12 protein-coding genes, 2 tRNA genes and 1 pseudogene are annotated in these 13,738 nt (G+C 70.0%); 4 read left to right on the forward strand and 11 right to left on the reverse strand.

Annotation, left to right across the window (positions count from 1 at the left end; all coding sequences use genetic code 11):
• Positions 1–48 precede the first annotated feature (48 nt).
• From clpX to OG338_RS08485, 5 genes are all read right to left on the reverse strand, one after another.
• Positions 49–1,347, reverse strand: a complete 1,299-nt coding sequence (clpX, locus tag OG338_RS08465; RefSeq protein ID WP_405936725.1) for an ATP-dependent Clp protease ATP-binding subunit ClpX — start codon at positions 1,345–1,347, stop codon at positions 49–51.
• Positions 1,348–1,710: 363 nt separating this feature from the next.
• Positions 1,711–2,394, reverse strand: a complete 684-nt coding sequence (locus OG338_RS08470; RefSeq protein WP_018518168.1) for an ATP-dependent Clp protease proteolytic subunit — start codon at positions 2,392–2,394, stop codon at positions 1,711–1,713.
• Positions 2,395–2,472: 78 nt separating this feature from the next.
• The gene (locus tag OG338_RS08475; RefSeq protein ID WP_203601903.1) at positions 2,473–3,078 is read right to left on the reverse strand and encodes an ATP-dependent Clp protease proteolytic subunit; all 606 of its coding nucleotides are present in this window, start codon (positions 3,076–3,078) and stop codon (positions 2,473–2,475) included.
• Positions 3,079–3,344: 266 nt separating this feature from the next.
• Positions 3,345–4,718 carry a trigger factor gene (gene tig / locus OG338_RS08480; RefSeq protein WP_405936726.1) on the reverse strand — a complete coding sequence of 458 codons (1,374 nt, stop codon included), beginning with the start codon at positions 4,716–4,718 and terminating at the stop codon, positions 3,345–3,347.
• Positions 4,719–4,884: 166 nt separating this feature from the next.
• Positions 4,885–4,961 (reverse strand) — tRNA-Pro (locus OG338_RS08485).
• Between the two features lie 156 nt (positions 4,962–5,117).
• Here OG338_RS08485 and OG338_RS08490 point away from each other — a divergent pair.
• A tRNA-Gly gene (locus OG338_RS08490) sits at positions 5,118–5,191 on the forward strand.
• Between the two features lie 81 nt (positions 5,192–5,272).
• On the opposite strand, the gene OG338_RS08495 is transcribed toward OG338_RS08490, so the two are convergent.
• Positions 5,273–5,467: a hypothetical protein gene (locus tag OG338_RS08495; protein ID WP_018103181.1), complete on the reverse strand. Its 195-nt coding sequence runs from the start codon at positions 5,465–5,467 to the stop codon at positions 5,273–5,275.
• Between the two features lie 445 nt (positions 5,468–5,912).
• Here OG338_RS08495 and OG338_RS08500 point away from each other — a divergent pair, with 445 nt between their 5' ends.
• Positions 5,913–7,064, forward strand: coding sequence for an acyltransferase family protein (locus OG338_RS08500; protein WP_405936727.1), 1,152 nt, complete (start codon positions 5,913–5,915; stop codon positions 7,062–7,064).
• Positions 7,065–7,136: 72 nt separating this feature from the next.
• On the opposite strand, the pseudogene OG338_RS08505 reads toward OG338_RS08500, so the two are convergent.
• A pseudogene (locus OG338_RS08505) lies at positions 7,137–7,286 on the reverse strand (phosphohydrolase); the annotation flags it as partial.
• A 107-nt stretch (positions 7,287–7,393) separates the two neighbouring features.
• On the opposite strand from OG338_RS08505, the gene OG338_RS08510 reads away from it, so the two are divergent.
• Positions 7,394–8,584, forward strand: a complete 1,191-nt coding sequence (locus tag OG338_RS08510) for a cation:proton antiporter (protein ID WP_405936728.1) — start codon at positions 7,394–7,396, stop codon at positions 8,582–8,584.
• On the opposite strand, the gene OG338_RS08515 is transcribed toward OG338_RS08510, so the two are convergent.
• From OG338_RS08515 to OG338_RS08530, 4 genes are all read right to left on the reverse strand, one after another.
• Positions 8,570–9,715: a PP2C family protein-serine/threonine phosphatase gene (locus OG338_RS08515; RefSeq protein WP_405936729.1), complete on the reverse strand. Its 1,146-nt coding sequence runs from the start codon at positions 9,713–9,715 to the stop codon at positions 8,570–8,572. The two genes, OG338_RS08510 and OG338_RS08515, sit on opposite strands and share 15 nt — an antisense overlap.
• A 105-nt stretch (positions 9,716–9,820) precedes the next feature.
• The gene (locus OG338_RS08520; RefSeq protein ID WP_405936730.1) at positions 9,821–10,630 is read right to left on the reverse strand and encodes an Fpg/Nei family DNA glycosylase; all 810 of its coding nucleotides are present in this window, start codon (positions 10,628–10,630) and stop codon (positions 9,821–9,823) included.
• Between the two features lie 91 nt (positions 10,631–10,721).
• Entirely contained in the window at positions 10,722–11,210 is a 489-nt protein-coding gene (locus OG338_RS08525) for a ribose-5-phosphate isomerase (protein WP_405936731.1), read from the reverse strand.
• A gap of 127 nt (positions 11,211–11,337) precedes the next feature.
• On the reverse strand, positions 11,338–11,931 hold the full coding sequence (locus tag OG338_RS08530; RefSeq protein WP_405936732.1) for a biotin transporter BioY: 594 nt from the start codon (positions 11,929–11,931) through the stop codon (positions 11,338–11,340).
• A gap of 387 nt (positions 11,932–12,318) precedes the next feature.
• Here OG338_RS08530 and OG338_RS08535 point away from each other — a divergent pair, with 387 nt between their 5' ends.
• Complete coding sequence (locus OG338_RS08535; protein WP_405936733.1) at positions 12,319–13,731, forward strand: amino acid permease; 1,413 nt, start codon at positions 12,319–12,321, stop codon at positions 13,729–13,731.
• Positions 13,732–13,738: the final 7 nt, after the last annotated feature.

Genomic DNA, 13,738 nt, shown 5'->3' on the forward strand with positions numbered 1-13,738 from the left:
GCCCAGTCGCTGGGCGCCCCTTCGCGTGCGTACGACTACCGCACCGCGCTACGCGGACTTCTCGTGGCGGCCCTCGTCGCCCTTGCCGATGGTGCGCGGCTCGCGCGGGACCAGGGTCGGGTTGACGTTGTTGCGGACCACGTCGGCGGTGATGACCACGCGGGCGACGTCCTTGCGGGACGGGACCTCGTACATCACCGACTGGAGGACCTCCTCCATGATCGCGCGCAGGCCGCGCGCGCCGGTCTGGCGGAGGATCGCCTGGTCGGCGATGGCCTCCAGCGCCTCGCGCTCGAAGTCCAGCTCCACGCCGTCGAGTTCGAAGAGGCGCTGGTACTGCTTGACCAGGGCGTTGCGCGGCTCGATGAGGATCTGGAGCAGGGCCTCGCGGTCCAGGTTGTGGACCGAGGTCAGGACGGGGAGGCGGCCGATGAACTCGGGGATCATCCCGAACTTCACCAGGTCCTCCGGCATGACCTCCTGAAACTGGTCGCTGGCCTGGATCTCCCGCTTGGAGCGGATCGTGGCGCCGAAGCCGATGCCCTTGGCGCCGGCCCGGGACTCGATGATCTTCTCCAGGCCGGAGAACGCGCCGCCCACGATGAACAGCACGTTCGTCGTGTCGATCTGGATGAACTCCTGGTGCGGGTGCTTGCGGCCGCCCTGCGGCGGCACGGAGGCGGTGGTGCCCTCCAGGATCTTCAGCAGGGCCTGCTGGACGCCCTCGCCGGAGACGTCACGGGTGATCGACGGGTTCTCGCTCTTGCGGGCGACCTTGTCGATCTCGTCGATGTAGATGATCCCGGTCTCGGCCTTCTTGACGTCGTAGTCGGCGGCCTGGATCAGCTTCAGCAGGATGTTCTCGACGTCCTCGCCGACATAGCCGGCCTCCGTCAGCGCCGTCGCGTCGGCGATGGCGAACGGGACGTTGAGCATGCGGGCCAGCGTCTGCGCGAGCAGCGTCTTGCCGGAGCCGGTGGGGCCCAGCAGCAGGATGTTGGACTTGGCGAGCTCGATCGCGTCCTCGCGGCCCGCCCCGCCGCCGTTCTCGCCGGCCTGGACCCGCTTGTAGTGGTTGTACACAGCGACCGAGAGGGCCTTCTTCGCGGGCTCCTGCCCGACGACGTACCCCTCGAGGAACTCGTAGATCTCGCGGGGCTTGGGAAGCTCTTCCCAGCGGACCTCGCTCGTCTCGGCGAGCTCCTCCTCGATGATCTCGTTGCAGAGATCGATGCACTCGTCGCAGATGTACACACCGGGACCCGCGATGAGCTTCTTCACCTGCTTCTGGCTCTTTCCGCAGAACGAGCACTTGAGCAGGTCGCCGCCATCACCGATGCGTGCCACGAGGTGCTTCCCCTTCGCCTGGGAGACGCCTGGTTCAGCGGCTCCTGTGCCTCTATCCGACGGTACCTTGCCCGGCCCCCCATTCGGGCCCCCCTTGGCACGGTTCACACGGCCGGAGCCGGGTGCCGCAACCGTGCCAAGGGGCCGGGGCGTGTTTCGAAAGTAGCGCCGTCCGCCCGGAGGGCGGGCCTGGCGGCGTCTGGTGCGTGCGATCGCAAGGCGCCGGGAAGTCCTCGGATGGGGCCTCCCCTGCTCGTCAAGAGCTTGGGGAAGGAGCTACTAGGGCTTCTCGGCAACGCCGCGAGCGTGCGTGCCAGACGCCGCCAGGCAGGCGGGACTTTCGAAACGCGCCCCGGGCGCAGGTCAGGCGAGCGCGCCGGCCGCGCTCTTGCGGGTCGACACGATCTGGTCGACCAGGCCGTAGGCCAGGGAGTCCTCGGCGGTGAGGATCTTGTCGCGCTCGATGTCGTCGCGGATCTTCTCGATCGGCGTGGTCGAGTGCTTGGCCAGCAGCTCCTCCAGCTGGGTCCGCATGCGCAGGATCTCGTTGGCGGCGATCTCCAGGTCGGAGAGCTGCTCGCGGCCGGTCTGCGAGGACGGCTGGTGGATCAGGACGCGGGCGTTCGGCAGGGCCATGCGCTTGCCCGGGGTGCCGGCGGCGAGCAGGACCGCGGCGGCGGAGGCCGCCTGGCCCATGCAGACCGTCTGGATGTCCGGCTTCACGAACTGCATCGTGTCGTAGATCGCGGTGAGCGCGGTGAACGAGCCGCCGGGGCTGTTGATGTAGATGGAGATGTCCCGGTCCGGGTCCATCGACTCCAGGCACAGCAGCTGCGCCATGACGTCGTTGGCGGACGCGTCGTCGATCTGCACGCCGAGGAAGATCACGCGCTCCTCGAAGAGCTTCGCGTATGGGTCGTACTCGCGCACGCCCTGCGAGGTGCGCTCCACGAAGCGCGGCACGATGTAGCGGTTGTCCACCTGCGGGCCCGTGTAGAGGCCGCTCGCGGAGGCGCCGGGGAAGTTGTTCATGTGGGTGTTCACCATCCTGGTGGCGTTCTGTGGCTGGGTGTCTCGGCGTACGAGAGATGCGCGGGGCGGTACGTCGCTGTCCGGGGGTCCGGATCAGGCGCCGGTGCCGCCGCCGCCCGGAACGCCCGACGCGATCGAGATGATCTCGTCAATGAGGCCGTACTCCTTGGCCTCCTCCGCGGTGTACCAGCGGTCGCGGTCGCCGTCGCGGATGATCGTCTCCACGGTCTGGCCGGAGTGGCGGGCGGTGATCTCCGCCATGCGCTGCTTGGTGCGCAGCAGGTACTGGGCCTGGATCTTGATGTCCGAGGCCGTACCGCCGATGCCGGCCGATCCCTGGTGCATGAGGATGTCGGTGTTCGGGAGCGCGAAGCGCTTGCCGGCGGTGCCGCCGGTGAGCAGGAACTGGCCCATCGAGGCCGCCATGCCCATGCCGATGGTGACGACGTCGTTCGGGATGTACTGCATGGTGTCGTAGACCGCCATGCCGGCCGTCACCGAACCGCCGGGGCTGTTGATGTAGAGGTAGATGTCCTTCTCGGGCTCGGCCGCGAGAAGGAGCAGCTGCGCGGTGATCTTGTTGGCGATGTCATCGTCCACCTGCTGGCCGAGGAAGATGATGCGCTCGCCGAGCAGCCGGCTGTAGACCTGGTCACCGAGGCCACCACCGAGGGACGGCTCTCCGGCGGCGTAGGGCATCAGATTCGTCACGTATCCACCTGCTCGTCTCTGACGGCTCCGGCCGTCTCAGCGTCTTCGTACCGGGTGGGCCGGGACTACCCGACCCTTCCTCTTCATGGACCCTAACGCGCAGGTGGAACAACGCCATCCCGCTTCCGCGACTGTTCGCTGGGAGCGCAAGGTCCGCAGTTGGCACAAGGGTTGTGGCGAAACGTCCGCCGGTACGACGACGGGCTCCGGACGCGGTGGCGTCCGGAGCCCGTCGTACGGGGTCAGCGCGAGGGTCAGCCCTCGGTCTTCTCCTCGGCGGCGGCCTCGGTGGCCTCAACGGCCTCCGTGGTCTCCTCGTCGTCCTCAAGCTCGACGGCCTCGCCGTTGGTGTCCACGACCTTGGCGGCCTCGACCACGACGGCGAGCGCCTTGCCGCGGGCGACCTCGCCGACGAGCATCGGCACCTGGCCGCCCTCGACGACGGCCTGGGCGAACTGGTCCGGGCTCATGCCGGAGGAGGCGGCACGCCGCATGAGGTGCTCGGTGAGCTCCTCCTGGTTGACGTTCAGCTTCTCCTTGTTGACGAGCTCGTCCAGGATGAACTGGGTCTTGATGCCCTTGACGGCCTGCTCGGAGGTCTCGGCCTCGAACTCCTCGGCGGTCTTGCCCTGCATCTCCAGGTACTTGTCGAGGGTGAGACCCATCTGACCGAGCTGGTGGTGCTCCAGGTTGTGCTTGCGGGTCTGGACCTCGTCCGCGAGCAGCTTCTCCGGGATCGGGACCTCGGCGAGCTTCAGCAGCTCTTCGAGGACGCGCTCCTGGGCCTGGGTGGCCTGGTCGTACTGCTTGGTGTTCTCAAGGCGCTTGCGGCTGTCGGCCTTCAGCTCCTCCAGCGTGTCGAACTCGCTGGCCATCTGGGCGAAGTCGTCGTCCAGCTCGGGGAGCTCGCGGGCGGCGACGGCGCTGACCTTGACGGTGACCTCGGCGTCCTTGCCCTCGGCGGAGCCGCCCTTCAGCTGCGAGGTGAAGGTGGCCTCGCCACCGGCCTCCAGACCGGTCACGGCCTCGTCGATGCCTTCGAGGAGCTCACCGGAACCGATGGTGTACGAGACACCCTCGGCCACGCCGTCCTCCAGCACCTCGCCGTCGACCTTGGCCTCCAGGTCGATCGTGACGACGTCGCCGTCGGCGGCGGCGCGCTCGACCGGGTTGGTGGAGGCGAAGCGGCCGCGCAGCTGCTCGACGGCCTTCTCGACCTCCTCGTCGGTGACCTCGATGGCGTCGACGGTGACCTCGATGCCGGAGTAGTCCGGGATCTCGATCTCGGGGCGTACGTCCACCTCGGCGGTGAAGGCCAGCAGCTCGCCGTCCTTCAGCTCCGTGATGTCGACCTCGGGCTGGCCGAGGACGTTCAGCTCACCCTCGTTGACGGCCTCGGTGTAGAACTTCGGGAGCGCGTCGTTGACGGCCTCCTCCAGCACAGCGCCACGGCCGAACCGCTGGTCGATGACCCGGCTGGGGATCTTGCCCTTGCGGAACCCCTTCACCGTGACCTGCTGGTTGATCTTCTTGTACGCCGCGTCGAGGCTGTCCTTGAGCTCCTCGAAGGGCACCTCGATGCTGAGCCGAACCCGGGTCGGGTTCAGGGTCTCCACGGCGCTCTTCACGGTTCGGTCTCCTTGGTGGCTGACTTCTTGGGGTTCTGCTCCGCCGCACGGGGGGCGGCTTCGCGGACCGAGCCCGGTACATCAGACACACGGGCACGCATTTTGCATAGTAACGGCAAGGGGGAGGACTCCCGTAACGCGATCTTGCTCCACGCGATCTTGCCAGTGGTCGGGGTGGCCGGATTCGAACCGACGACCTTCCGCTCCCAAAGCGGACGCGCTACCAAGCTGCGCCACACCCCGTCGGTGCGACACGTAGGGTACATGCAGTAAGGCACCACGCCGGCCGCTTTCGGCGGGGCCGGCCGGGGCGGGGTCGTCAAGGGTGTGCGGGCAGCGCCCGGGACCCGCTACGATGCTTTTCGTGCCGCGGTCCGCGTGACCTGCGGTGCCGTGCTCGCGGGCGTAGCTCAATGGTAGAGCCCTAGTCTTCCAAACTAGCTACGCGGGTTCGATTCCCGTCGCCCGCTCCAACCGCCGAAGGGCCCGGTCCACTGGACCGGGCCCTTCGCGTCGTGTCCGGGCCGCTCATCGGGGCGGCGTCATCCGGCGGCTCAGAAGTTGATCTGGCCCACCGAGTCGATGATCGAGTGCATGAAGCGGTTGATCGACGGCCCCATGCCGGTCGGCGCCAGGAAGAAGCCGAAGAGCGCCGCGACGATCGCGGGGCCCGCCTTTATGGAACCGCTCCGGATCATGACGACCAGGACGATCCCCAACAGAAGCACCACAGACAGCGAAATGGCCACGACTGCTCACACCCTCGGTCGGTCCGCCTTGCCGGCCCGGAGATGTGCGGCCCTGCACCCTCCGTCGCCTCCATCGTGCCACCAACTCCCGTATGGGTGTGGCCGGGTGACGTATCGACCTGTCGATATCGCGCCATCCTGCGCCCCTTGCGCCCCCCGCGCTCCCGGGGCCGGGCCCGTACGCGGACCAGGGCACGGCCACACGGGCTCCGGAAATATGCAACGGTGATCGTTTCCGTACCCACACACTTCATTCACAGGTGAATTCAACACCGAAAGCGAGGTAATTCACTTCGGCCAACTGCCTGATGAATTGCACCATTTGATGGGGATTAAACAGGTCATAACGGGCGCATTCTGGTGGTTTGCCATTTGATATGCAGGGAAGACGCGCTATTCAACGGCGGTTTTACGAATGGCAATCGAGACGTCTAGGGTGCCTGAGATGTTCCACGCTCCGAACGCGATGCAGAGGGCCACACTCCCCCCGGTGACCGAGGGGGCGGAGCCCAGACACGCTGCGCCGGCGGCGGCCCCGGAGCCTCCCTCACCAGCGGCGGAACGGCCTGCCGGGAGCGGTGGGGCCAAGAAGCGCGACCCCTTCTTCGACAACGCCAAGTACCTCGCCATCGTGCTCGTCGCGGTGGCTCATTCGTGGGTTCCGGTCATGGACGGGAGCCGGACGGCCCGGGCGCTGTACATGGTCGTCTACACGTTCCACATGCCCGCCTTCATCCTCATCTCGGGCTACTTCTCACGGTCGTTCGACCTGACCCCCGCCAAGGTGAAGCGGCTCGTCACCGGTGTCGCCGTGCCGTACGTGGTGTTCGAGACGGCGTACTCGCTGTTCCGGCGGTACGCGAACGACCAGCCGGACGCGGCCGTCAGCCTGCTGGAACCCTGGTATCTGACCTGGTTCCTGGCCGCCCTGTTCATCTGGCGGCTCACCACGCCGATCTGGCGCAACCTCCGCCATCCGCTGGCCGTTTCGCTGGTGATCGCCGTGCTCGCCTCGCTCGCGCCGAGCATCGGGGACGACCTCGACCTGCCGCGCGTCCTTCAGTTCCTGCCGTTCTTCGTGCTCGGACTCCAGCTGAAGCCCGAGCACTTCGAGCTGGTCCGCCGCCGTGAGGCCCGGCTGTTCGCGCTGCCGCTGTTCGCCGGTGCGCTGGTCTTCGCGTACTGGGCGGCGCCCCGGATGCAGCTGGGCTGGTTCCTGCGGGACTCCAGCGCCCAGGACATGGGGGCGCCGTGGTGGTCGGGGGCGGTGATGACCCTGGCGATGTTCGGCTGCGCGACGCTGCTGACGGCCGGGTTCCTCGCGCTGGTCCCACGCCGCCACATGTGGTTCACGGTGCTCGGCGCCGGCACCATCTGCGGCTACCTGCTGCACGGCTTCCTGGTGAAGGGCGCCGATTACGCGGGCGTCTTCGACGCCCATGACTGGCTGATCGGTCCGGCGGGCCTGGTGATCGTGACCGTGGTCGCCGCCACCGCCGTCACGCTGCTGTGCACGCCGCCGGTGCGGCGCGTCCTGCGCTGCGTGACCGAGCCGGACATGAACTGGGCGTTCCGCCGGGACGCCGCCAGGCTCTGACCGCCCCACGCACCTCACGCACCCCACGAAGCCCGGCCCCGGCGGCCGGGCTTCGTCGTGCCATCGGGCGGTGTTGGCCGAATCCCGACGTTCCGGGGGCGGGTTCGGCGCGGTGAGCCCCGGCAGCTCCCGTACGCGCGCATATTTCGCGGTCAGCCGGGTACGGGTGGCCGGCTCCAGCACCGCGAGGCGGGCCGGGTCGGCGTTGTGGGCGAGATCGGAGAGTTGCAACGTCAATCGTTCGGTAAACTAACCTCTGACCATTTCTTGACGATCTCTTGACTCTTTGAAAGGCCAGGCTCATCGGACACGCAGACACGCTCATCGCCATGGGCGGCGCCTTCCTCGCCGCCGCGGTCCTCGCCCGCGCCGGCCGCCGCATCGGACTGCCCACGATCCCCCTGTTCATCCTGGCCGGAATCCTCCTCGGCCCACACACCCCAGGCATCGTCCTCGTCGCCGATCCGCACGAGCTGGAGATGCTCTCCGCGCTCGGGCTGGTGCTGCTCCTCTTCTATCTGGGCCTGGAATTCCATCTGGACGACCTCAAGGCCGGCGGCCGCAAGATGGCCGTCGCCGGGGGCACCTATCTCGCCCTGAACGTCGGCGCCGGGCTCGGCTTCGGCTTCGCGCTCGGCTGGGGCACCTCCGAGGCGCTGGTGCTCGCCGGGGTGCTCGGGATCTCCTCCTCGGCCATCGTCACCAAAGTGCTGGTGGACCTCGGCCGGATCGGCAATCCGGAGACCCGGCCCATCCTCGGCATCATCGTCGTGGAGGACGTCTTCCTCGCCCTGTATCTGGCGGCCCTCCAGCCCATCCTGTCCGGCGCCGACAGCCTCGCCGCGGCGGTGACCGACGGCGGCAAGGCGTTCGGCTTCCTGCTGCTGCTCGCCCTGGCCGCCCGCTTCGGCACCCGGGTCGTCGGCAAGCTGATCCGGACCAAGGACGACGAGCTCCTGGTCATCTCGTTCCTCGGCGCCGCCGTCCTGGTGGCCGGGATCTCGGAGTGGTTCGGCGTCGCGGACGCGATCGGCGCCTTCATGGTCGGGCTGATGCTCGGCAGTACGTCGTCGGGCGAGCGCATCCTCAAGCTGGTGCACCCGCTGCGCGACGCGTTCGGCGCGATCTTCTTCTTCGCCTTCGGGCTCTCCATCGACCCGGGCGACCTGCCCACCGTGCTCTGGCCGGTGCTGGCCGCCGTCGCGGTCACCCTCGCGATGAACGTGTGCGCCGGAATCGCCGCCGCCCGGGTGTACGGCTTCGGCCCGCAGGCCACCGCGAACATCTCGACCACCCTGGTGGCGCGCGGCGAGTTCGCCCTGATCCTCGCCACGATGGCGGCGGGCGCCGGCCTCGACGAACGGCTCTCCCCGTTCATCGCGGGTTACGTACTGGTCCTCGCGGTCCTGGCCCCGCTGGCGGCCGGGCGCTCGCACTGGCTGGCGCGCTTCCTGCCGGGCAAGCCGGAACCGGCGCTCCGCGAGCCCGACCCGGTCGGCGCCGGCTCAGGACTTCCGTGACAGGAGCAGCAGGGCCCGGTCGTCGTTGACGTCCTTGGCGCACGCCTCGATGAGGTGCCAGGCGGCGCCCTCGAAGCCGGTGCTGACATAGCGGTCGGCCTCGCCGGTGAGCCGGTCGATGCCCTCCGCGATGTCCCGGTCGGACGCCTCCACCAGCCCGTCGGTGAACAGCATCAGCACGTCACCGGGGGCGAGGTGGCCCTTGACCGCGTCGAACTCGGCGCCGTCGTACACCCCGAGCAGCGGGCCCTCCGCCGCCTTCTCCTCCCACTGGCCGCTGCCGGCGTGGAGCTGGAGGGCCGGCGGGTGGCCCGCCGAGAGGAGTTCGTAGTCGCCGGTCTCCAGGTCGAGGACCAGGTGGATCGAGGTCGCGAAGCCCTCGTCCCAGTCCTGGCGCAGCAGATAGCCGTTGGCGGCGGGCAGGAAGCCGTGCGGGGGCAGTGAGCCGAGGAGCCCGCCGAAGGCTCCGGACAGCAGCAGGGCGCGGGAGCCGGCGTCCATGCCCTTGCCGGAGACGTCGGTGAGGACGGCTTCCAGGGTGCGGCCGCCGTGGGTGCGGGCCGCGACGACGAAGTCGCCGGAGAAGGACTGCCCGCCGGCCGGCCTCAGCGCCATCTCGCGGTGCCAGCCCTGTGGGAGGCGGGGCAGCGAGCTCTGGACGCGGATGCGTTCGCGCAGGTCGAAGAGCATGGTGCCGCCGCGCCGCCAGGGCACCCCGACCCGGGCGCGGAACTGGGCGAGGATCAGCCCGAAGAACCCGCAGGCGGCGACCGTGAGCACAGTGCCGGGAGTGACCCCGGCCGGGCCGTCCTCGTAAGGGCCGAGCCGGATCGACTCCACGATGAGGGCGACGGCGACCCCCGCGTACAGGCCGAGGAGGCTGGCCGGGCGCAGCAGCAGGCCGCCCGCGACGATCGGCAGGACGAGCATGGTGGGCGCGCACCAGACCGGGTCGAGCAGGGTGAGGCAGGTGATGACCGGGATGACCAGGAAGAGGCCGGCCAGGGCGATCCAGTCGGAGCCGTCGCCGCGGAAGTAGTCGACCCCGGAGCGGCGCAGCGTGGTGTAGACCCGGTGCGCCGATTTCCGCCATCGGGCCGGGTATGTCTCTGCTCCTGCGCGTCGGGCCATTGCGGGGACCTTATCCACCCGGCGGCCTCCGGTGCAGGGGGACCCCATGACAATGTGTTCGAAATCGGCGCGCTCGGTGTCGTACCGGCGGGTAAGGACCGCCGGTTACGCGGACTGGCAGCCGGGGCACCAGAAGAGGTTGCGGGCGGCCAGGTCGGCGGTGCGGATCCCGGTGCCGCAGATGTGGCAGCCCTGACGGGCGCGCCGGTAGACGTAGACCTCGCCGCCGTGGTCGTCCACACGGGGCGGGCGGCCCATCGCCTCGGGCAGGTGCTCGGGGCGGACGGTGTCGATCCGGTTGTTCCGTACGCCTTCGCGCATCAGCTCCCGCAGGTCCGCCCAGATCGCGTCCCATTCGCGCCGGGTGAGGTCCTTGCCCGCCCGGTACGGGTCGATGCCGTGCCGGAACAGCACCTCGGCACGGTAGACGTTGCCGACGCCGGCGATGACCTTCTGGTCCATCAGCAGGGCGGCGACCGTGATCCGGCTGCGGGAGATCCGCTGCCAGGCGCGTTCGCCGTCCTCGTCGGTGCGCAGCGGGTCGGGGCCGAGGCGGTCGTGTATCGCGCGCTTCTCGGCGTCCGTGATCAGGGCGCAGGTGGTCGGGCCGCGCAGGTCCGCGTGGCGCGCGTCGTTGACCAGGCGCAGCCGGACGGTGTCGGTGGGCGGCGGGGCCGGCACCGTACCGAAGTTCAGCTTGCCGAACAGGCCGAGGTGGATGTGGACCCAGCCGGTGCCGCCGAAGCCGAGGAAGAGGTGCTTGCCGTGGGCGTCGGCCGTGTCCAGGACCTGGCCGTCGAGCAGGGCGGCGCTGTCGGAGAACTTGCCCTGCGGGCTGCTCGTCCGCACCGGCCGGCCGGCGAAGCGCTCGCGGTGGTCCGCGGCGAGGCGGTGGATCGTGTGTCCCTCGGGCACGGCGGCGGGTCTCCTGGTGGTGCGGGGCCTGGTGGTACGGGGGGCCGGACATGGCTGTGCCGCCGGGCGGGGCCGGCGGCACAGGAGCGGGTCAGCCCTGCTGCGGGTGGTGGGCCGGGACCGGGGGGAGCTCGCCGGTGTTCTCGTATGCCGTGAGCATGTCGATGCGGCGGGTGTGCCGCTCCTCGCCGGAGTACGGGGTGGCGAGGAAGATCTCCACGAACTTGATGGACTCCTCGACCGTGTGCATCCGGCCGCCGATGGAGATCACGTTGGCGTCGTTGTGCTCGCGGCCGAGCGCGGCGGTCTGCTCGCTCCAGGCGAGTGCGGCGCGGACGCCCTTGACCTTGTTGGCGGCGATCTGCTCGCCGTTGCCGGAGCCGCCGATCACGATGCCGAGGCTGTCCGGGTCGGCGGCCGTCTTCTCGGCGGCGCGGAGGCAGAACGGCGGGTAGTCGTCCTGGGCGTCGTAGATGTGGGGACCGCAGTCGACGGCCTCGTGGCCCTGGGCCTTGAGCCACTCGACGAGGTGGTTCTTGAGTTCGTAACCGGCATGGTCGGATCCGAGGTACACGCGCATGGGAGGAGTGTGGCACGTGCGGGGCCCGGGCGCGGAGGAAGGGGTGGCGTGTGCCCGGTGCCGGGCAGACGCAGAAACCCGCCGGTCCGTGTGCGGTCCGGCGGGCCTCCCGAGAGGTCGTGCGGTGTCAGCCCCGGCGGCCCAGGAGCTTCCAGGAGGTGGGCAGTGCGCCCATGGCCAGCGCCGCCTTCAGGGCGTCGCCGAGCAGGAACGGCGTCAGGCCCGCGGCGATCGCGGCGCCCGCCGGCATGCCGGTGGACAGCGCCAGGTACGGCACGCCGACCGCGTAGATGATCGCCGAGCCGAGGACCATCGTCCCGGCCGTGCGCAGCACCGAGCGGTCGCCGCCGCGCCGGGCCAGGCCGCCGACGACGGTGGCGGCGAGCAGCATGCCGAGGACGTAGCCGAAGGAGGCGCCGCCCGCGCCGGAGCTGCCGGCCGAGAACCACGGCATGCCCGCCATGCCGACGAGCGTGTACACGGCGAGGGAGAGGAAGCCGCGGCGGGCGCCGAGCGCGGTGCCGACGAGGAGTGCGGCGAAGGTCTGGCCGGTGACCGGGACCGGGGAGCCCGGGACGGGCACGGCGATCTGGGCGGCGATGCCGGTGAGCGCGGCGCCGCCGAGCACCAGGGCGGCGTCCACGGCGTAGCGGTGCCGGGCGGCGGGCAGCAGGTCGGCGAGGACCGCTCCGGTGCGGGCGGGGGCGGCAGCAGTGCTCATCGGGGACTCCGCGGGGGTGAGGATGGCGAGGGACTGCCCGTGACGCTATCCGACCGGACCGAGCCCGATCACCGTCGGCGGCCCACAAAGCGGCGATCGGGGCGTTGGTGGGGTTCGCACAAGAAGTGCGGCGCAATCATCCCGGAGCGTGATGCTTGTCACGGAGGTGAGCGGGGATGTGTCCGGGGCGGGCCGGGAAGCCGCGCGGAAGCGGGACTGTGAACTCCCTCTAAAAGCGCGGTACGTGACGGTGGCCCACCGTCCGCCGCCGTGTGTACGCCCGGCGTGGACCCGGTGACCGTATAGCGGACGGTGGTTACCGGCGAGCGGATCACGTGTCCAGACTGGGCGGACGTCCCCGTCTCACCGACCGAACAGAGCTCGTCCATGTCCCGGACCTCCGCGCCCTCCCCCACCGGCTCCCCGGCCGCCGCGCCGGACGCCGGCCCCGGCTCGTCCCTGTCGCACGGGCTGAAGCAACGCCATCTGTCGATGATCGCCCTGGGCGGTGTCATCGGCGCCGGGCTGTTCGTCGGCTCCGGCGCGGGCATCGCGGCCGCGGGCCCTTCGGTCGTCGTCGCGTATGCCGTCTCGGGGCTGCTGGTGATGCTCGTGATGCGGATGCTCGGCGAGATGTCGGCGGCCCATCCGGCGTCCGGCTCGTTCTCGGTGCACGCCGAGCGGGCGATCGGGCCGTGGGCCGGGTTCACGGCGGGCTGGGCGTTCTGGGTGCTGCTCTGCACGGCGGTGGGCCTGGAGGGGATCGGCGCGGCGAAGATCGTGACGGGCTGGCTGCCGGGGACCCCGGAGTGGGCCTGGGTGGCGCTGTTCATGGTGGTGTTCCTGGGGACGAACCTGGCCTCGGTGACGAAGTTCGGCGAGTTCGAGTTCTGGTTCGCCGCGCTCAAGGTCACCGCGATCACGCTGTTCCTGGTGCTCGGCGTGCTGGCGGTCCTGGGGGTGCTGCCGGGCACGGACGCGCCGGGCACCGCCAACCTCAGCGGCGCGGGCGGCTTCCTGCCGAACGGCCCGGACGGCCTGGTCATCGGGCTGCTCGCCTCCGTCTTCGCGTACGGCGGTCTGGAGACGGTCACCATCGCCGCCGCGGAGTCCGAGGACCCGGTGCGGGGCGTCGCGAAGGCCGTGCGGACGGCGATGTGGCGGATCGCGCTGTTCTACGTGGGCTCGATGGCGGTCGTCGTCACGCTGGTGCCCTGGGACGACCCGGAGGTGGTGGAGGTGGGGCCGTTCTACGCGGCGCTCGACCACCTCGGCATCGGCCAGGCCGCGCAGATCATGAACGTCGTCATCCTGGCCGCCCTGCTCTCCGCGATGAACGCCAACATCTACGGCGCCTCGCGCATGGCCTGCTCGCTGGTGGCGCGCGGCCAGGGCCCGAAGCGGCTGGGCCGGGTCTCCGGCGGGGTGCCGCGCACGGCGGTCCTGGTCTCGTCCGTCTTCGGCTTCCTGTGCGTGCTGCTGAGCTACTGGCGGCCGGACGACGTCTTCCCCTGGCTGCTGAACATGACCGGTGCGGTGATCCTGGTCGTCTGGATCTTCATCGCCGTGTCCCAGCTGATCCTGCGCGCCCGCCTGGAGCGCGAGGCGCCCGGGAAGCTGGTGGTGCGGATGTGGCTGTTCCCGGGGCTGACGGTGGTGGCGCTGCTCGCCATGGCCGGCATCTTCGTCCTGATGCTCCGCCAGCCCTCGACCCGCGACCAGCTGCTGGCGTCGGGTGCGCTGACGGTGGCCCTGGCGGCGATCGGGGCCGTACGCCAACGGCGGCGCGCCGGAGCCTGAGCCGTAA

Source organism: Streptomyces sp. NBC_00726 (genome assembly GCF_045161735.1).
GTDB lineage: Bacteria > Actinomycetota > Actinomycetes > Streptomycetales > Streptomycetaceae > Streptomyces.